Raw genomic sequence first — 19464 nt, 5'->3', positions numbered from 1 at the left:
ACAGTTGAGATCTATACATATAGTCCACCTCCAGCTGGAGATGTTCAGATAGTTAGGTGGCTATGTTACTCAAAATTACAGAACTCTTGCCCGTGAAACTTTGAGAAAGCTCTTTGCAGCCTCGGTAATGATCATTTTGCCACTTGCCAGGGCAGGCCGGGAGACACAGCGCTGGCCAGGCAGCGCCACCCGCCGGTGGCCTCATCAACACTGCGGGCTGCATCTAGCAGGGCCTGTGAGTCTGTCGTTAAAAGTGCCCGCTGCAACTGCTCCAGGTAATCCGACGAGCGGCCGCCCAGTTTGCCCTGCCACAACAGTTCGCTGGCCTGGGACTGCTCCAGTGCAGTGATGTCGAACTGAGCCGCCAAGGCCTGGCGCTGGGTGTCGATGACTGCCTCGTCGATGCCCTCAAGCATCGCCGGCAGGTCGCTGATGAAGGCCTCGATGTGCTTGAGCAGCTCATGCGCAACGACGCTCGGCGATTGCACCCCGAAGACGATGCCCACCTGGCCATGCAGCTGCCGCAGCGCACTGAACACCGCATAACCCAGCTGCTGTTCCACGCGAAGGCGCTGGTAGAAGGGCGTCTGGCACAGGTGCGCGAGCAGGCGCCAGGCCGCCTCGTCAGCAATCTGCCGGGTAGCGACCGGACAGAACAGCAGCAGAGCGTGTTCACTGGAGGCTGTATCGATCTTCGTCCACAGGTGCTGGGTATTGATCGAAGCGGGTGCGGTCAATTGGGTGTCCGCCACGCCTGGCACGCGACTCAAGGGCAGGCCCATTGCCGCCTGGGTCTGGCTGGAAAGACCGGTGGCCAGCCCGTCCCAGCGCGCTCCCGCCCAGAGGTGCTGCAGGTCTGCCGATTCCTCGACTGGCTCCAGGCATTGCCCGGGCAACGCCTCGAGCAACTGTCGAATAGGCATCAGCGCCAGGCGCTTGGGCGGTTCCCGTGGAACATCGGTCTCGGCCTTTGTCAGCTCTTTTAGCGCATGCTCGAGGATGATCGGCATGGGGTCCTGCAGGCCGGTCATTTTCAGTAGCCATTGATTGCCGCAGGCACTGAAGGAGCAATCCACACCCGCCTGGCGCGCGTCTTCACGCAAGGTCAGAAGACGCTGTTCCAGGTTTGCCTGAAGCTCAGGCCGAGGGCTGGCTGCCAGCCGCCAGCGCAGATGGATCGCGCCTTCATCCGTATTGTCCGGCAACGCCTGGCTGAACTGCATGGGCGATTGTTCGCGGCGACTGCGCAAGCGATCCTGGGCAAAGGTACGCAGGCCGCGATGCTTGCTGGTCTGCCCACGAATCAGTCCGGCGCTGGGCGCTGCAGTTTCTGTTTGCAGGAACGGGTTGGGAAGTGGCAGTTGCCATGGCCCGCTGAACTTATCCACAGCGCCGATTTGAGCGAGGATTTGCTCAAGCGCGAGCGCTTCGTGGTCGCTTGTCCCGGCCTGTTCGCTGTCCAGTTGCGCCAGGCGCAGGGCGCTGCTGATTCGCTGCTGGCGTTGCAGCAGGGCGCTGAATTCGTCGCGCCATTGCGGCTGATGCTGCTGGGCGGCAAAAAAGCCCAGCCAGTTCTGCAGTTGCTCGCGAAGCACGAGCACCTGGTGCGGTTGAGTGGTCGTGAAGCCCAGGTGCAGCAACGCTTGTCCGGCGAATTGATACAGCGGCCTGGCGGTCAATTGTTCCGCCAGCCCAGCCTTGCGCAACTCTGCGAGGAACCCTGCGGGTTTGACCGCGTTTAACCAGTGACACAGGAACGCCAGCGCTTCGCGGGACGAACCAGGCAGTGCCTCGAACGCGAACAGCAGATCCACACGTCCTTCACCGGCCTGTTGATAACTGTTGCTTGCTGATTGCATCAGGGCGGCAGGCGCTGTTTGCGGGGCTTTTTCACCTTTGGCAACAGGTTGGGCGAACACCTCGGCCAACGCCTTCAAATCCTCGAGACTTTGCGGCCCCGCCAGGCTCAATGTCATTTGCCCGGCTTGATAGAAATGCTGATGGAAGTCCTGCAGCGCGCGCTGAAACTCAGGCCGCTCGACCGCCAGGCTGTCGCGATTGCCCGCATGGAATCCCCGCAACGGGTGAGTGGCCGACAGTCCTTCGAACAGCGCATGTTGTTGTTGCGCCGTCGCGTCCTGGGACCAGGCGACATATTCCGCGTGCAGCACTTCGCGTTCGCGCAACTGTTCGTCCAGGTTCATACGCGGGTGAGCGAGCATGTCCGACAGGCGCTCCAGCCCACCGCTGAAAAGTGCTGGCGGCAGTTCGACGAAAAAGTCGGTGGTACGTTCGTTGGTGCGCGCATTGACCTGGCCGCCATGCCCTTGCACGTAGGCCATCAAGCCCTGGCCTGCGGGAAAACGCTCGGTGCCCAGAAAAAGCAGGTGTTCGAGAAAATGCGCCAGCCCAGGCCACGCCAGAGGCACGTCGTGACTGCCCGCATTCACCCGCAGCACAGCGGCGCAGCGCTTGAGATGCGGCGCGTGGCGCAGCGTCACCCGCAGGCCGTTGGCCAGGGTTTCAGTGTGGGGACGGGAGGGATTCGACGCAGGCATGAGCACTTCCAGTACAGAGAAGCGCTAATGCTAGCGGATAACGGTGGATCAGCGCTTGTTCAGGTCGCCATAAAGCTCGGGACGACGATCGATCAGGTAACGATTGGCCGCCCGGGAATGGAGCATCAACTGGCGATCCAGCTCGCCGACGATCAAGGCTTCATCCAGACCGGCCTGGGCCACGCGGCTACCATCCGGTGCGGCAATGCTGCTCTGGCCGCAGTAGTGAATGTCGCCTTCTGCCCCGCAGTAATTGGCATAGGCCACGTAGCACTGGTTCTCGTAGGCCCGGGAGCGGACCGTGACGTCGGCGATGAAGTCGTAAGGAATCATGTTCGCCGTCGGTACCAGGATCAACTCGGCACCTGCCAGGGCCAGGCGTCGAGCATTTTCCGGGAACTCCAGGTCGTAGCAGATCAGAAAGCCGAGCTTCCAGCCGTTGAGCTCCACCACCGGGAAGTCGTTGCCGCCGGCATTGAACATCGAGTGATCGAGGTCGCCGAACAGGTGCGTCTTGCGGTAGTTGCACAGGCGCTCACCGTGGGCGTCGATCAATTGCACCGAGTTGTAGATCTGCCCGTCCTCGGTGCGCTCGGGATAGCCATACAGGATGGCAATGCCGGCGGTTTTAGCGATGCGCGCGATTTGCTGCGCCGATTCACCGTTGTGCACTTCGGCCAGTACGCTGACGGCATCGATGCCAATGTTGTAGCCGGTCAGGAACATCTCCGGCAATACCAGCAAATCTGCACCCTTGGCCTCCAGTGCCAGTTGATGCAGACGCTGCAGGTTGCCGGCGACATCCAGTGGTAGTGGCGGGCATTGGTATAGAGCTACGCGCATTTGAACTCCTTTTACTCGGGCAGGGCGATCGGACCGATCTCGTTGAACACATCTCCTGGACCCGGGTTCTCGGCGTGAGTTTCACCGCCGAAGTGTTTCATGATGCCCCACACCGCATTGAGCGAGGTCTGCACAGCCCCTTCGACCCACGCCGGCGTCCACGACACGTCATCGCCGGCGATGAAGATTCCGCGCTGCTCAGCGGGCATGTCATCCTGCATGAAGTGGGCATACATGCGCTGGTTGTAGCGGTAGTGACCGGGCAGGGCGCCTTTGAATGCGCCGAGGAAATGCGGGTCGGCTTCCCAGGACACGGTAATCGGGTCGCCAATGATGCGCGCGGCAATGTCGACTTTCGGGTAGATCTTCTTCAGGGAGTCCAGCGCCAGCTTCACGCGCTTCTCCACCGGGTGCGGGAGCATCTTCAGGGCATCGCTCATCCATGAGTACGAGAGGCAAATCACCCCAGGCTTGTCGACGCCATTTTCATACTGGCCGTTGTCGAACAGGTAGGTGCCGCGGGTCAGGCGGTCGGTGAGCGTCATGCTCATCAGGTCGCGACCGGTCTGCGGGTCCTTGTCCTTCCAGAATGGCCGGTCGACCATCACAAAGGTTTTCGAGGATTGCATGTAGCGGGTGCGGTCCAGGGCCATCCACATTTTCTGCGAGAACAGGCTTTCGTCGCACTCGATCTGGGTGGTCAGCAGCCAGCTCTGGCAGGTGGTCAGCACCGCTGCGTACTCGCGGGAGTCGCCATAGTTGTCGGTGACGGTGAAGCGCCCGTTCGGCGCGTGGGCAATCTTCTTCACCCCCGAACGCGGAGCGCCGCTGTGCAGTGAACTGAGGCTGGTGCCCTGGGGCCAGTGCACGCAGCGTTCCGGCACATGGCGCCAGATGCCCAGCGGTACCTGTTCCACGCCGCCGACCACCAGGTGCTGGTGGTCGTCGCAGTTGGTCATGACCACGCGGAAGATTTCCAGCATCGAGTTGGGGAAGTCCGAATCCCAGCCGCCTGTCCCGAAGCCGACCTGGCCAAACACTTCCCGGTGGTGGAACGACAGTTTGGCGAATGCCTTGGAAGTGGCGACGAAGTCGTAGAAGGTCCGGTCATCCCACAGCGGCACCAGGGTGTTCCACAGCTCCTTGAGGCGCGGTACGTCGCGGTCGCGGATGGCTTGCTGGATATCTGAAAACTGCGAGCCGGCTTCCAGCGCATCCGCCCAGGCGTCAGCCACTTCCTGGAACAGTGCAGGAAGGTCCGCGAGTTTCTGCGCGTAATGAGTTTTGCCTTCCAGATCGATCACCGTGCTGCCTGACGCCGGGGTCAGCGGGTTCGGGAACGGTTTGGTCTGCAGGCCGAGCTTGTCGACATAGTGGTAGAACGCCGTGGACGACACGGGAAAACGCATGCCGCCCAGCTCGGCCACGATGCCGTCAGCGCCGTTGAAAGCCTGGGAGCGCAAACGCCCGCCCATTTTCGAGGCTTCATAGACAACGGGCTTGAGGCCCAGCTTCATCAGCTCATAGGCCGCCACCAGGCCGGCGATGCCCGCACCGACGATCGCTACCTCGGCACCGTGATTGTCTTCAGGAATACTGCCCAGGCCGGCCGGATGTTCGATCCAGTCGTCAAAGGCAAACGGGAAGTCCGGGCCAAAGATGGTGACTGGTTTCTTACCGTCTGCAGGATGGCGATTGTTCTTGTTCATGGCTGACCTTGCTGGCGACCCGACGCGGAATGCGCATCTGAGTATAGGAAAAGATGCCGGCCATTCTAGAGCGCGTCGAATACGTTAATAAGACGCAATGTGTCGTCGTTTTGCTGGTTTACCGATCAGAATGACGAATTAAATAGGCATATCGACCATCGGTGCGGCAAAGATTGCCGGCGATGAGGCCAGCAGGATCACCCCTGTCCGAAACTCATACCGGCTGCCCGCGATCAATCTTGCTGCTCAAAATGATTGAAGTCGTGGTTTTCTCCACCCCATCCACACTGCCGATCTGATCCAGCAACTGATCCAGCTGCTCCGGCGAATCCGTCCGCAACCAGGCGACATAATCAAATTCACCACTGACCGCACACAGTTGCTGGACCTGCGCCATCGCACTGAGACGGCGCAGCACTTCCTTGCCCGAACGCGGTTGCACGGTGATCCCCACATACGCCTGAAGCCCGCCGTCAACCAATCGCTGGCCCAGACGCACGCCATAGCCGGTGATGACCTTGGCCTTCTCCAGCCGTGCCAGCCTTGAAGTCACTGTAGTGCGGGCAATGCCCAGTTGCCTGGCGAGCATGGCCACGCTTTCGCGGGCGTTGATCTGCAGCGCGGCGATCAATTGGCGGTCGATTTCGTCAAGGACAGGCGGGCGAATGTCGGGCAAGGGGCGTCTCCAGCGGCATGGATCATTGGGGCTGCATGTTACAGGCCCGCCACACATCGCGGATGTTTGATCCAGGCTCAACACTGTTCCGATGAAGACGGTGCAGCACACCGGCCCGCTGGTCATTCGCATGCAACTGCCGATCCCGCTCGGCGTGCCCACTCTGGGCGCCTCCCTGGCTACCCAATCCGGCCTGCTGGATGGACAGCTGCCGCCGCTCGTAGTCGAATGCACTGTCCAGGGATGCGAGGCGATGAAAATGACCAGCAAGTTGCCCCCGGTCATCCGGGAACGCGCACTGCAGATTGCGCATCACGAAATGGGGCACTACGTGGTGGCCCAAGCGTTGGGGTTTGCAACAGGTGGAGTGACCTTGTCCGTGACCATGGACTTGCGCCACCAAGGCGGTGCTTCGATCACCCTGGCGCGCCCGATTGCCTCCATGGAGGCGATGAAGACGCATCTGGAGGCCAGGGTGATGGTGCTTCTGGCTGGGGCCATGGGACAGACCCTGTCTTCAACTCATTCGATTGCCAGGCGGGTCGACAAGGCGCAAGCCGTAGGCATTCTCAAGGGTGCGCAGGGCGCTGAGCAGGACTACGCAAAAGTCAAAGAGCTTCAGCATCTGCTGCGCAATATAGCCTGCCCTGACACCCATCCAGCGTCATCCGACCAGGTAGCGGCGCAGCTCAAGGTGATAACAGACGACTTGTGGGTCCGGACTCAGAAGATCGTCGAAGAACGGGCCGAAACGATTTCCGGGTTAGCAAGCGTGCTGGTGGATGGCATGGCTATCGTGGAGCAGTGGGGCCGGTCGGCGGATACGTATGAGGTGGTGTTGCCTGCGGCGACGCTGGAGCGTTTGGGGTTGGTGCGGGGCATTCCATTGGTTCGGGTGGCACCACCACACTGACGTGTGCGGTGAGGTTCTGACTGGAATCAAGCCAGGAAGAGAAAAACGCAAAAGCCGCGCAAAGCGCGGCTTTTATGTTTGGTGGGCCCACACGGACTTGAACCGTGGACCAAAGGATTATGAGTCCTCTGCTCTAACCAACTGAGCTATAGGCCCTCAGTAGGTCGCGGATTATAACGATGGTTTCTCGGCTGTGCTATCCGAAAAGCTCGAAACTGTTGTACGAAGAAATGTCGCGGCGAATTCGTCGGGTGGCAGGGGCAGGCTGACGATGTAACCCTGGATCTGGTCGCAGCCTTCGGCAGCGAGGAATTGTTGCTGGGCCTGGGTCTCGACGCCTTCGGCGATCACGGTGAATTGCATGCTGCGGCCCAGGGCGATGATTGCGCGAACGATGGCCACGTCGTGCGGGTCGTCCGGCAGGCCGCGGACGAAAGACTGGTCGATTTTGAGGATGTCCAGCGGGAGCCGCTTTAGGTAGCTCAGGGATGAATAGCCTGTACCGAAGTCATCGATTGCCAGTTGCACGCCCAGGTTTTTGAGCTGGTGCAGCACTGCCAGCGCTTCTTCCGCCTGGCTCATGATGAAGTTTTCGGTAATTTCCAGTTGCAGTAGATCCGGTCTGAGACGGTTGTCCTTGAGCAGTTGTTCGATGCGCCCGAGCAGGTTGGGTTGGCGCAGCTGGGCGCCTGCCAGGTTTACCGACAGCGGGCCCATGCTTTGATAGAGCTGATTCCACTCGAGCATCTGGCGGCAGGCGGTTTCCAGTACCCAGTCGCCGATTTGCAGGATCATGCCGTTTTCTTCGGCCAGGGCAATGAAGTTCTCTGGTGGCACATCACCGAAAGTCGGGTGGCGCCAGCGGATCAGTGCTTCGGCGCCGACCAGGCGATGGTCGTCGAGGCTGATCTTCGGCTGGTAGTGCAGGTGTAGTTCATTGCGCTCGATGGCGCGGCGCAACTCGTGTTCCAGCGCTACCCGCTCACTGGCCTGGGCGGTCAGGTCGCGGGTGTAGCTTTCGACGCGGTTGCGCCCCTTGGCCTTGGAGCGGTACATCGCGGCGTCGGCATTCTTGACCAGCGTGGCTACGTCACCGCCGTCACGGGGATAGAGGCTGGTGCCAATGCTGGCGCTGATGAAGAACTCATGTTCACCGGCCTGGAACGGCGCCGAGAAGCAATTGAGCAACTTGTTGGCGATGTAGTCGGCATCGCTGGGTTGTTGAAGGCCTGGAAGCAAAATGATGAATTCATCGCCGCCGAGTCGTGCCACGGTGTCGATGTCCCGCAGCTGCTCTTTGAGGCGCACGGCAATGCCCTTGAGCAGCAGGTCGTCGACCGGATGGCCGAGGCTGTCGTTGATGTGTTTAAAGCGGTCCAGGTCGAGAAACAGTACTGCGCCCTGGCCGCCGTTTTCCTGCTGGTTGTTCAGCGCAGTCAGCAGCCGGTTTTCGAACAATGTGCGGTTTGGCAGGCCGGTCAGTGGGTCGTGGTGCGCCTGGTAGTCGAGCTTGGCCTGGGCGTGCTTGAGGCTGGAAATGTCGGCGAACACGGCAACAAAGTGGGTAATGAATCGGTCGCGGTTGCGCACTGCGCTGATGGTCAGCCAGCTGGGGTACAGCTCTCCGTTTTTACGGCGGTTGGAAATCTCCCCTTGCCAATGGCCTTCGGCGGTCAGTTGATGCCACATGGCGGCATAAAACGCGCTGTCATGCAGGCCTGATGCGAGCAGGCGAGGGGTGTGACCCAGTGCTTCGCTTTCGCTGTAACCGGTGATTTCGGTGAACGCGCGATTAACCGCGCTGATGTGCTGCTGGGTGTCGGTGATCAACACGCCCTCGGCGGTGCTCTCGAACACGGTAGCGGCCTGTTGCAGCTTCTCCTGCATCAGGTGGCGTTCGGTAATGTCCCGGGCGATGGTCAACATGCAATCTTCATTGCCGATCGGCAGCGGCCGGCTGGACACTTCGCAAAGGCGAATCTGCCCGTCGCTGCGGCGGATGTGGCAACTGAAGTCGCGAACAAAACCATCGCGATTGAGCAGGTCGAGCATCTGCTTGCGCTCGTTGAGGTTGACCCAGATGCCCAGTTCCAGGGAGGAGCGGTCGACCGACATCGCGCTGTTGAAGCCGGTGATGCGGCTGAAGCCATCGTTGACCTCCATCAACAGGCCATCGCTTTGGCGCGACAGCAACAAGCCGTCCGGGGAAGCGTGGAACGCCTTGGCGAATTTCTCCTCGGAGATTTGCAGCTGCTGTTGGGTCTCCTTGAGCTGGCTGATGTCACGAACGACAACGACCAGCGCCGGGGTGGCATCCAGGTCGAAGGGTTCGGCGGAGATCAGGCCGGTGAACACTTGGCCGTTGTTGCGGCGAAAGGGCATCTCGAGGTTGCGGATGCTGCCTGCCTGCAAGCGCTGCAGCAGGCCCGGGCCGACGCCGGGGATGCCCCAGATGTTCAGGTCAGTGGCGGTTTGGCCGATGACTGCCTCGGCGCTGAGGCCGATCTGCTCCTCAAACGCTTCGTTGACCTCCAGCAGGCAGCCATCGGACAACCGCGCAATCACCAGAATGTCAGGGCACTGCTGGAAGACCGAGGCGAACTTCTGCTCGGACAGGCGTAGCGCTTCTTCGGTGCGTTTGGCGTCGCTGATGTCGATCATCAGGCCGCGCAGCACCGGCTCGTGCCCATGCTCGATCAGGCTGACGATGTCGCGTACCCACAGGCACCGACCGTCGGCGGTGATCACGCGGTAATCGACCGTGTGATCACGCCCGGCCAGGACTTCGTGGTCGCAGAAGGTTTGGGCTCGGGTCAGGTCTGCAGGGTGAATGATGTTGCGCCAGAACCCCGGGATCAGCCAATGGGAGAGCGGGTAGCCGAGCAGTTCTTCGGCATGCGGCGACACGTAGCTGTAGGTGAAGTCGCTGATACGCGCTTCCCAGGCAATGGCCGAAAGGCTCTCGACCAGGCCGCGGTAGTGATACTCGCTGCTGCGCAATTCCTGTTCGAGATCGACCCGGCGGGAAATTTCCGAGCTCAGTCGGCGATTGATCCTGATGACGACCGCCAGCACGGTGATCAGCAGCAATAATCCCGGCAGGCCGTAAACCAGCAGGTCGGACCAGAATGTACGGTGATCCAGCACGTTGCCGACCCAATGCTCCTGAATGGCGCTGATTTCAGCCGGGCTCATGTCCGCCAGGACCTTGTCCAGGATGCCAACCAGTATTTTGTTGTCCTTGGGCACGGCCATGGCCAGTTGATAGCGGTAGGGCGTCTCGCCGCTCACATACAGGCCGTCGAGCTTCAACTGGCGCAGGCTCCAGACGCTGGAGGCGAGATCGCCGACCACGGCGTCTACTTCATCCGTCGCCAGCGCCTGCAGTGCCGAGCTGACGTTGGGCATGGCCACCAGGTTCAGGTCGGGATGATGGGTGCGCAGCAGTTCATGGGGGGCGTAGTTGTCCACCACGGCTATTTTCAGCCCGTATAAGTCCGCGATTTTGCGCGGCTGGGCGCCCCCCACGTGGGCGAGGATGACGATCGGAAAGTCCAGGTAAGGGCGCGTGAAGGATAAATAAGATTGGCGTTCCGGGGTCGACATGATGCCCGGCAGCAGATCCAGCTTGCCTTGTTTGACCTGCTCCAGGACCACCGTCCAGCTGACGGGCTCGACCGGTTTGAGGTCGACCGACAGGCGTTGCCGAATCACGTCGATATAGTCTGCGGCAAGACCCTGGTAGCGGCCCTGATCGTCCCGAAACTCGAAAGGTGGCCAGGACGCATCGACACCCAGGCGCAGGTGCGGATGGGCGTCCAGCCAGCTACGTTCTTCGTCGGTTAGAGTCAGAGCGCCAGCCGTTGTGGTCCAGGTGATCAGCGACAGTAAAAAAAGCACGGTCGGCAGTCTGGGCATAACGCTCTCGTTATGGCTCGGGGGAATGTTTCGAGTGTAGACGGGCAATTCGGCGGGAGGGAAGTGCGGGGGATTTAATCTACATAAAGCAAAACCCCCGGCCTGGGCCGGGGGTTTTGTGATCACTCGTCGAGGAAGGAGCGCAGATGCTCGCTTCTCGTCGGGTGGCGCAGCTTGCGCAGCGCCTTGGCTTCGATCTGACGAATCCGTTCACGGGTTACGTCGAACTGCTTACCAACCTCCTCGAGGGTGTGGTCGGTATTCATGTCGATACCGAAGCGCATGCGCAGTACCTTGGCTTCACGGGCAGTGAGGCCGGATAGTACTTCGCGAGTCGCTTCTTTAAGGCTCTCAACGGTAGCTACATCGATTGGCGACTGCATGGTCGAGTCTTCGATGAAGTCACCCAGGTGGGAGTCTTCGTCATCACCGATCGGGGTTTCCATGGAGATCGGCTCTTTAGCGATCTTCAATACCTTGCGGATCTTGTCCTCAGGCATTTCCATGCGTTCGCCCAGCTCTTCCGGAGTCGGTTCGCGACCCATTTCCTGCAACATCTGCCGGGAAATACGGTTGAGCTTGTTGATCGTCTCGATCATGTGCACCGGAATACGGATGGTGCGGGCCTGGTCGGCGATCGAGCGAGTGATCGCCTGACGGATCCACCAGGTGGCATAAGTCGAGAATTTGTAGCCGCGACGGTATTCGAACTTGTCCACCGCTTTCATCAAGCCGATGTTGCCTTCCTGGATCAGATCAAGGAATTGCAGGCCACGGTTGGTGTACTTCTTGGCGATGGAGATCACCAGACGCAAGTTCGCTTCAACCATCTCTTTCTTCGCGCGGCGGGCCTTGGCCTCACCGATCGACATGCGACGGTTGATGTCCTTGATTTCGGCAATCGTCAAACCGGTTTCGGTTTGCAGCGCGATCAGCTTCTGCTGGCAACGAATGATGTCCGGCTGCAGGCGACCAATGGCTTCAGCGTATTTGCTTTTGCCTTTGGCCAGTGCATCGGTCCAGCTTTCGTCAACTTCATTGCCTGGGAACTGACGCAGGAAGTCGGCACGCGGCATGCGGGCATCACGAACGCACAGTTGCATGATCGCTCGCTCTTGCTGACGCAGACGATCCAGGGCACTGCGAACACGCTCGACCAGGCCTTCGAATTGCTTCGGCACCAGTTTGATCGGCATGAACAGCTCAGCCAGAAGCACCAGCTCGGCAATCGCCAGCTTGTTGCCACGACCGTGCTTTTTCAGGGCCTTGCGGGTGACTTCCATCTGGTCGGAGACAGCGCCAAAACGCTGTGCTGCGATGACCGGATCCGGACCGCTTTCGGCTTCTTCTTCGTCGTCAGTCGCTTCGGCGTCGTCGTCATCGGTGTCGTCATCCGCTTTCACGGCTTTCGGATCGACTGGCGGCGGCACTTCTGCAGCAGGCGGCGCAATACCGTCGTCCGGGTCGATATAACCGCTCAGGACGTCGGACAGGCGGCCACCTTCGGTGGTGACGCGAGTGTACTCGGAGAGAATATGGTCAACCGTGCCAGGGAAGTGCGCGATTGCGCCCATCACTTCGCGGATGCCCTCTTCAATACGCTTGGCGATTTCAATTTCGCCTTCACGAGTGAGGAGCTCTACCGTACCCATTTCACGCATGTACATGCGCACTGGGTCGGTGGTGCGACCAATGTCGGTCTCGACCGCTGCCAACGCTGCTGCTGCCTCTTCGGCCGCAGCTTCGTCGGTATCGGCGTCGGCCAGCATAAGGGAATCCTTATCTGGCGCAACCTCGAATACGTTGATCCCCATGTCGTTGATCATGCGGATGATGTCTTCCACCTGTTCCGGATCTGAAATATCCTCCGGCAGGTGGTCGTTGACCTCCGCGTAAGTCAGGTAGCCCTGCTCACGACCAAGTGTGATCAACTCTTTGATACGAGACTGCTGTTGCGCTTTTCCGGACATAACACCCTATCCACTGAAGGTCTTGGCGGGCAAAAAACAAGCCGAGGATTATACCTGAGCTATGACCTCACGCGCCAGTTGAGGTCGGGTTTGATACAGCCACATTACGTTTTAATAGGTCGCGCATCTGATTTGCGATCTGATTTGCTTCCTCGGCAGTCAATCCTGGCTGCCTTGCTTTCCTGATCAGAACTTCCAGGCTGTCTGTGTGTTGACCTGCTGATAACCTAGTAATGGTGTCTAAAAACTGTTGTTCAAGGTTGTCGCCGTCAATCAGCCACTCCTTTTCCGCCAAAGCCTTGAGCAGGCGACCCTGTTCGGTGCCGTGCCAGCGGGCCATCAACTGGATAGAGTTTAGCTTAGGATTTTTCTGCACCGCCTCGATAAGGGCGACCAGCAGTTGTGCGTAGGTATTGCTTTCATTGGCGAAATGGTCGGCGGTTTCCACCTTGCCGGCCAGTTGCGGATGATGAATCAGCGTGCGCAGTGCAATCAGTGTAGGGGCTTCGACAGCGATCGGCGTGCGTGGTGCGCTCTGCTGATCGCGATCACCGCCACGCTTGCCGTTCTTGTCCCAGGGCTTCTTGTCCCACTTCTTGCCGCCGGCGCCAGGCTTCTTCGGCGTCCACTCCTGCTGCGGCGTGTACATGTCGGGTGATTGCGGCTGATGATAGTCGCTGTAGTCGGGCATGGCGTCATAGTCGATGCCTGGATCGTAGGCCGGCGGCGCATCTTGCGGAGCGCTTTGCACCAACTGGCTGACGGCTTCGCCACTCAGGCCGGTGATTTCACTCAGGCGCTGGCGCATCAGGATACGCAGGTTGGCGCCGGGCACCTTGTCGATCAGCGGTGCGGCCAGCGTGGCCATATGGGCCTTGCCTTCGAGCGAGCGCGGGTCCGATTCTTCAGTCAACTGCTGGAAAAAATAGTCGGCCAGCGGTTGTGCGTGCTGGTTGATCCTTGCGCGGAAGGCATCGGTGCCCTCCGAGCGGACCAGGGTATCCGGGTCCTCGCCTTCGGGCAGGAACAGGAACCGCGCACGCCGCCCGTCCTGCAGGCACGGCAGCGTCGCTTCGAGCGCGCGCCAGGCGGCATTGCGGCCGGCCTGATCGCCGTCAAAGCAGAACAGCACGTTGGGCACGACACGAAACAGTCGCTTCAAGTGTTCTTCGCTGGTGGCTGTGCCCAGCGTTGCCACGGCGTTGCGCAGGCCTTGCTGCGCCAGGGCGATGACATCCATGTAGCCCTCAACCACGATGATTTCATCGAGATTGCGGTTGTTCTTGCGTGCTTCGTAGAGGCCGTAGAGTTCCTGGCCTTTATGAAACACCGGGGTTTCCGGCGAGTTCAGGTATTTGGGCTTGTCGTCGCCCAGCACCCTGCCGCCAAAGGCAATAATGCGGCCGCGGCTGTCGCGGATCGGGAACATCACGCGATCGCGGAAGCGGTCATAGCGTTTGCCGGTTTCGGCGTTCTCGATCAGCAGGCCGGCATCGACCATGGCTTTCTGCTGCAAGGTGTCGCTGCTCAAGTGCTTGAACAGGTTGTCCCAGCCAGGCGGAGCGAAACCAAGGCCAAAGTCCCGGGCTATTTCGCCGGTCAGGCCGCGCCCCTTCAGGTAATCCACGGCAGCCTTGCGCGACGGATGGCTCTTGAGCGCCTGGCGATAAAATTCGGCGGCGGCAGTCAGCAGGGAATATAACGGGGAGTCGGTGGGCTGTCGTGGTTTGTGCGGCCGGCCACTTTCTTCCCTGGGGATTTCCATGCCTGCGGCTTTGGCAAGCTCTTCGACGGCCTGGACGAAATCCAGGTTGTCGTGGTCCATCATGAAGCCGAGGGCGTTACCGCCAGCACCGCAGCCGAAGCAATAGTAGAACTGCTTGTCGGGGCTGACACTGAAAGACGGGGTTTTTTCTTTGTGGAGCGGGCAGCAGGCAGTGTAGTTCTTGCCGGCTTTTTTCATTTGCAGGCGCGAGCTCACCACATCGACGATGTCGGTGCGGTTCAGAAGGTCGTCAATGAAGCTCTGGGGAATTAGCCCGGCCATGGCGTTCTCGTCATCTGCGCTGAATGGATCCAAAACCTGCGGCGAGCGAGCGCGGTCCGTTGCTTGAGGCGCGTGTTAAGGCGGCTCGAACCTGTCGTTTGCGTAATCGCCGTAGGGAAGTGTATCTGTCGAAAATCAACTGACGTTAGTACCCATCAGTATTCGACCATTTGAAAATATTGCGCTGAAATCCGCTACCGCCAGTCGGTGGCCTCGGATAGCTCATAAGCGGGCACGCAAGAGGGTGCCTTGGGCTGATCGTCGTGAGAGGAATCAGTGGGTGTGCTCGTCAGTAGCCTTGGAAGGCTCGTCAGAAAAGACGTGCACCGCTGGCAAAAGAGCCAGGTCTGACGCTGTGAAGCGGATTTTGTCTAGGTCGCGTCTGCGGCTTTGACGGTGAAGCATCAAGCGTTTTCCGCAAATGCCATAAGCCCGGCTGAGGGCCGGGCTTGGCAGAAGCTTGCTACGAACGTCTGTGTATTAGTACAGACGAACGGCGCGGCGCTGTTCGCGCTGTACTTTCTTGGCGTGACGCTTAACAGCGGCTGCTGCTTTACGTTTACGCTCAGAAGTAGGCTTCTCGTAGAATTCGCGGCTACGAACTTCAGCCAGTACACCGGCTTTTTCGCAGGAGCGCTTGAAACGACGCAGAGCTACGTCGAAGGGTTCGTTCTCTTTTACTTTGACGGCTGGCATCCAGAGCTACCTTCATTCATTACCGGGGTCAACATCCTCGTGGCAAAAGAGCACTTGAAGACGTCGGTTTTTAAGGGTTGCGGATGTTAACCCCTCATCGCTCGGAATGCAAAGCCTCTGATCGAAAACCGCTGGTCGGGGCATCGCGTGGCGACTATTATGCGCGCCTTCGAATTCAGCCTAAACAAGGCGCAAACCCATGCTAGTACTGGGATTAGAGACTTCTTGCGACGAAACTGGTGTCGCATTATACGACAGTGAGCGCGGTCTGCTCGCCGACGCGCTGTTCAGCCAGATAGACCTGCATCGCGCCTATGGCGGGGTGGTCCCGGAGCTGGCCTCGCGTGACCATGTCAAGCGCATGCTGCCCTTGATTCGTCAGGTGTTGGCCGAGGCTGACTGCGTGCCTACCGAGATCGACGCGATCGCCTACACCGCAGGTCCCGGGCTTGTCGGTGCATTGCTGGTGGGGGCGTCTTGTGCCCAGGCGCTGGCCTTTGCCTGGGGCATTCCGGCCCTCGGCGTGCATCACATGGAAGGCCACTTGCTGGCGCCCATGCTGGAGTCGCAACCGCCGCAATTCCCGTTCGTCGCTTTGTTGGTGTCAGGCGGTCATACGCAGTTGGTTCAGGTCGACGGGATCGGCCAATACACCCTCTTGGGCGAGACGCTCGACGATGCTGCCGGTGAAGCTTTCGACAAGACCGCGAAGATGATGGGGCTCAACTATCCGGGTGGTCCTGAAATTTCGCGCCTGGCTGAGCAGGGCGTCGCCGGACGTTTCACCTTTCCGCGGCCAATGTGCGACCGCCCGGGCCTGGCCTTCAGCTTCAGCGGCTTGAAAACCTTCGCGCTGAACACCTGGCAGCAGTGCGTGAGCGCCGGGGACGACGGTGATCAAGCCCGTTGCGACATCTCGCTGGCGTTCCAGCAGGCCGTGGTGGAGACTTTGACCATCAAGTGCAAGCGCGCCCTGAAACAGGCCGGCATGAAGCGCCTGGTGATCGCTGGGGGCGTCAGCGCCAACAAGGCACTGCGCACCTCGCTGGAAAAAATGCTCGGCGAAATGCAAGGCGATGTGTTTTATGCGCGTCCGGAATTCTGCACTGACAACGGTGCGATGATCGCGTTTGCCGGTTGTCAGCGTTTGCAGGCTGGCCAGCATGAAAGCCTGGCGATCAGTGTGCAGGCCCGCTGGCCGATGGAACAGTTGTCGGCGCTTTGAGCCGCCTGCGATGCACGGCGCTCACAGCGCTGAATTAGAAATGCCGTTCGCGCCCGGCAAACAGGTCGCGTAGATTGCCACGGTGACGCCAGACAATCAGGCCGGTAAGCGCGCTCATCGGTAGCAGGGCAGCGGGCTCTTGCCACGCCAGCAGTGGCAGGGTCAGAGGGGTGGCAATCAACGCGGCGAGCGAGCTGGTGCGGGTCAGGTAGAACGTCAGCAGCCAGGCGCAAACGGCCAGTAATGCCGCTGGGGGGTAAAGCCCCAGCAGCATCCCGGCAGCGGTGGCGACACCCTTGCCGCCGCGAAATCGGAAGTATAACGGGAACAGATGGCCGATCACGGCGCAGACGCCGATCCAGGCTTGCTCCTGCAGTGAAAGGCCGGCAACACCCGCGATCAATACGGGCACCAGGCCTTTGCAGAGGTCTCCGATCAAGGTCAGGACCGCCAGTTTCTTGCCGGCCAGACGCAACATGTTGGTGGCGCCGGCATTGCCCGAGCCACTCATTCGCGGATCGGGATTACCGGTCAGGCGGCTGAGCAAGATGGCAAAGGACAGCGAGCCGAGCAGGTAGGCGAGAGTCGCCAGTAACCAAAACATGCTAACTATTCCGGGCGAGGACGCCCTGATTCTAACGGCGCATTGCGCCCTTGTCGTGCAGCGGAGAAAAGTGCTTGGACAGAGTGTTTATCGAGGGCCTGGAAGTCGACACCGTCATTGGTGCCTACGACTGGGAGCGAGGCATCCGGCAGTGCTTGCGTCTGGATCTGAGTTTTGCCTGGGATAACCGCCCGGCTGCGGCGGGAGACGACCTGACCCTGGCACTCGATTACGCCAGCGTTTCAGCGCGCATCCAGGCTTTTGCCGAGCAGGCGCAGTACCAACTGGTCGAGACTTTTGCCGAGCGTCTGGTGGAAGTCCTGATGAGCGAATTCGAGATCACCTGGGTTCGGCTCAAACTGACCAAGCCAGGGGCTGTCCCCGCGGCGACTGGGGGTGTGGGTGTGGAGATCGAGCGCGGATGTCGCTGACCCAGGTTTATCTCGGGCTCGGTAGCAATATCGAGCGCGAAGCCCATCTGCAGGCGGGCCTGGAAGCCCTTGCGGGTTTTCTGGTGGATATACGCTGCTCGGCGGTGTTCGAAAGCCAGCCGGTGGGCATCAAGAGTGGGCCGTTTTTCAATTTCGTGGTATCGGCCTGGACTGATCTGCCGTTAATCGAGCTGGACCGTCGGCTCAAGTTTATCGAGGCGGATAACGGTCGTTATGCGCCAGATCGCCGAGGTTTGCCTCTGGATATCGACGTGTTGCTGTTCGGTGACCTGGTGGGCAACTTCGATGGCCTGGTACTGCCGAGGGCAGAAATTCTTAAAAATGCCTTTGTGTTGTGGCCGTTGTCGCTGATTGCCCCGGACCGTGTGCATCCGGGTGTAGGAAAAAGCTTTGCGACCTTGTGGAGTGAAGCTCAGATTGATCAGGTGTTGGCCCCGGTGGCGTTTGAGTGGCGCGGTGAGCAACTGACGCCTGCTGAGCTGCTGTAATAGCAAAAGATCGCAGCCTTCGGCAGCTCCTACAGAATTTGCGTCAATCCATGTAGGAGCTGCCGAAGGCTGCGATCTTTTGATCTGCTCTACGCGTGCTCCTTATAGGCTTTGATTGCTTTGAGCCTTTCGCGCTTGATCGCTTCTCCCAGTTCAGGCCCTTTGAATCCCCGCTCCAGCAGCGGCTGAACCGCCACACCGCGGGCTGCCGCTGCCGCCCCGCGCAGGTAGTCCGCCTGCGGATAACTTCGCTGCTCCAGCCCCTTGCGCCCGCGCGCATCCATCTCGCACGCCGCAATAAACTCTTCAAAACGCTGTGGCCGGCGGTACACATCGAAACTCTGCAACAGTTCCAGCAAGGTCGAGGGCTTCAGCTCCAGGGCGCGGTGGCCATGGGTGTGGTATTGCCCCACCAGCAACGCCAGTTCCTGACAGTCCTTCGGTACCTTGAAGCGTTCGTTGACCGCCTTGATCAGCTTCAGCCCGGTGTGCTCGTGGGCGATATGGCGTGGCCATTCCTCCGTGGGGGTCAGCCCCTTGCCCAGATCGTGCAGCAGGCAGGCCCAGCGCACGGTCAGGGGGAGCTTGTGCAGGGCAGACTGCTGCAACACGCTCAGGGTATGCACCCCGGTGTCGATTTCCGGGTGATGGGCTTCCGGTTGCGGTACCCCGAACAGGGCGTCGACTTCAGGCATCAACACCTTGAGCGCGCCACATTCGCGCAACACCTCGATAAATATTTGCGGCTGGTCTTCCATCAGTGCGCGGGAGATTTCCTTCCAGCTGCGCTCAGCCGTCAACGCCTGCAATTCACCGGAATCGGCGAGCTGGCGCATCAATTCCAGCGTTTGCGGAGCCACCGTAAATCCGAGCCCGGCGTAGCGAGCTGCAAAGCGGGCAACGCGCAGTACTCTGAGCGGATCTTCGGCGAACGCAGGTGAAACATGGCGCAGAAGGCGATCCTTCAGGTCCTGCTGGCCGTGGTAGGGATCGGTCAGATTCTGCTGATCGTCCTCGGCCATGGCGTTGATCGTCAGGTCGCGGCGGATCAGGTCTTCTTCAAGGGTGACTTCAGGGCTGGCATGGAAGGTGAAGCCACCGTAGCCGCGCCCGCTTTTGCGCTCGGTGCGGGCGAGGGCATATTCTTCACCGCTTTTGGGATGCAGGAACACCGGAAAGTCTGCGCCCACGGGCCGGAAACCCTTGGCGAGCATCTCTTCGGTGGTGGCGCCTACCACTACCCAATCGATATCGGTGACCGGAATACCCAGCAGGCGATCGCGCACTGCACCGCCGACTTTATAAATCTGCATAAAAAACCTCCGTTAGCTCGACAGAATAACCTTTGCGTCGAACCACCGGAGG

General features: G+C 60.0%; 14 protein-coding genes and 1 tRNA gene. 4 read left to right on the top strand and 11 right to left on the bottom strand.

Going from position 1 to position 19464, the window contains the following annotated elements:
- Positions 1-131: 131 nt before the first annotated feature.
- The 4 genes from pqqF to AAEZ05_RS00275 form a co-directional block, all read right to left on the bottom strand.
- Entirely contained in the window at positions 132-2558 is a 2427-nt protein-coding gene (pqqF, locus tag AAEZ05_RS00290) for a pyrroloquinoline quinone biosynthesis protein PqqF (RefSeq protein WP_350646423.1), read from the bottom strand.
- Positions 2559-2606: 48 nt separating this feature from the next.
- Positions 2607-3401 (bottom strand): carbon-nitrogen hydrolase family protein, encoded by a 795-nt coding sequence (locus AAEZ05_RS00285; RefSeq protein ID WP_350646422.1) that lies wholly within the window; start codon positions 3399-3401, stop codon positions 2607-2609.
- A gap of 11 nt (positions 3402-3412) precedes the next feature.
- Positions 3413-5110 carry a flavin monoamine oxidase family protein gene (locus AAEZ05_RS00280; RefSeq protein WP_350598924.1) on the bottom strand — a complete coding sequence of 566 codons (1698 nt, stop codon included), beginning with the start codon at positions 5108-5110 and terminating at the stop codon, positions 3413-3415.
- Between the two features lie 214 nt (positions 5111-5324).
- Entirely contained in the window at positions 5325-5786 is a 462-nt protein-coding gene (locus tag AAEZ05_RS00275; RefSeq protein WP_045059954.1) for an Lrp/AsnC family transcriptional regulator, read from the bottom strand.
- Positions 5787-6045: 259 nt separating this feature from the next.
- Here AAEZ05_RS00275 and AAEZ05_RS00270 point away from each other — a divergent pair, with 259 nt between their 5' ends.
- On the top strand, positions 6046-6699 hold the full coding sequence (locus AAEZ05_RS00270) for a hypothetical protein (protein WP_045060011.1): 654 nt from the start codon (positions 6046-6048) through the stop codon (positions 6697-6699).
- Positions 6700-6778: 79 nt separating this feature from the next.
- Here AAEZ05_RS00270 and AAEZ05_RS00265 read toward each other — a convergent pair.
- From AAEZ05_RS00265 to rpsU, 5 genes are all read right to left on the bottom strand, one after another.
- Positions 6779-6855, bottom strand: a tRNA-Ile gene (locus AAEZ05_RS00265).
- Positions 6856-6870: 15 nt separating this feature from the next.
- Positions 6871-10617, bottom strand: a complete 3747-nt coding sequence (locus AAEZ05_RS00260; RefSeq protein WP_350646421.1) for an EAL domain-containing protein — start codon at positions 10615-10617, stop codon at positions 6871-6873.
- Positions 10618-10739: 122 nt separating this feature from the next.
- Positions 10740-12587 (bottom strand): RNA polymerase sigma factor RpoD, encoded by a 1848-nt coding sequence (gene rpoD, locus AAEZ05_RS00255; RefSeq protein ID WP_045059956.1) that lies wholly within the window; start codon positions 12585-12587, stop codon positions 10740-10742.
- Positions 12588-12654: 67 nt separating this feature from the next.
- On the bottom strand, positions 12655-14634 hold the full coding sequence (gene dnaG, locus AAEZ05_RS00250) for a DNA primase (protein ID WP_350646420.1): 1980 nt from the start codon (positions 14632-14634) through the stop codon (positions 12655-12657).
- A gap of 480 nt (positions 14635-15114) precedes the next feature.
- Positions 15115-15330, bottom strand: a complete 216-nt coding sequence (gene rpsU, locus AAEZ05_RS00245) for a 30S ribosomal protein S21 (RefSeq protein ID WP_002551877.1) — start codon at positions 15328-15330, stop codon at positions 15115-15117.
- A gap of 199 nt (positions 15331-15529) precedes the next feature.
- Between rpsU and tsaD the strand changes: the two genes are divergently transcribed.
- Positions 15530-16555 carry a tRNA (adenosine(37)-N6)-threonylcarbamoyltransferase complex transferase subunit TsaD gene (gene tsaD / locus AAEZ05_RS00240; RefSeq protein WP_045059958.1) on the top strand — a complete coding sequence of 342 codons (1026 nt, stop codon included), beginning with the start codon at positions 15530-15532 and terminating at the stop codon, positions 16553-16555.
- 34 nt (positions 16556-16589) lie between these two features.
- On the opposite strand, the gene plsY is transcribed toward tsaD, so the two are convergent.
- Positions 16590-17159 (bottom strand): glycerol-3-phosphate 1-O-acyltransferase PlsY, encoded by a 570-nt coding sequence (plsY, locus tag AAEZ05_RS00235; protein ID WP_045059959.1) that lies wholly within the window; start codon positions 17157-17159, stop codon positions 16590-16592.
- Positions 17160-17233: 74 nt separating this feature from the next.
- Between plsY and folB the strand changes: the two genes are divergently transcribed.
- Together folB and folK are read left to right on the top strand one after the other, a co-directional pair.
- On the top strand, positions 17234-17590 hold the full coding sequence (folB, locus tag AAEZ05_RS00230; protein WP_045059960.1) for a dihydroneopterin aldolase: 357 nt from the start codon (positions 17234-17236) through the stop codon (positions 17588-17590).
- Positions 17581-18099, top strand: coding sequence for a 2-amino-4-hydroxy-6-hydroxymethyldihydropteridine diphosphokinase (folK, locus tag AAEZ05_RS00225; protein ID WP_205893522.1), 519 nt, complete (start codon positions 17581-17583; stop codon positions 18097-18099). The genes folB and folK overlap by 10 nt, the downstream gene beginning before the upstream one ends.
- Before the next feature lie 89 nt (positions 18100-18188).
- Here folK and AAEZ05_RS00220 read toward each other — a convergent pair whose 3' ends face one another.
- Complete coding sequence (locus AAEZ05_RS00220; RefSeq protein ID WP_350646419.1) at positions 18189-19412, bottom strand: multifunctional CCA addition/repair protein; 1224 nt, start codon at positions 19410-19412, stop codon at positions 18189-18191.
- Positions 19413-19464: the final 52 nt, after the last annotated feature.

This window comes from Pseudomonas sp. HY13-MNA-CIBAN-0226 (genome assembly GCF_040310305.1).
In the GTDB taxonomy this organism is placed as follows: domain Bacteria; phylum Pseudomonadota; class Gammaproteobacteria; order Pseudomonadales; family Pseudomonadaceae; genus Aquipseudomonas; species Aquipseudomonas gregormendelii.
The sequence above is the reverse complement of the archived record's forward strand: the minus strand, read 5'-3'. Positions and strand labels throughout refer to the sequence as shown.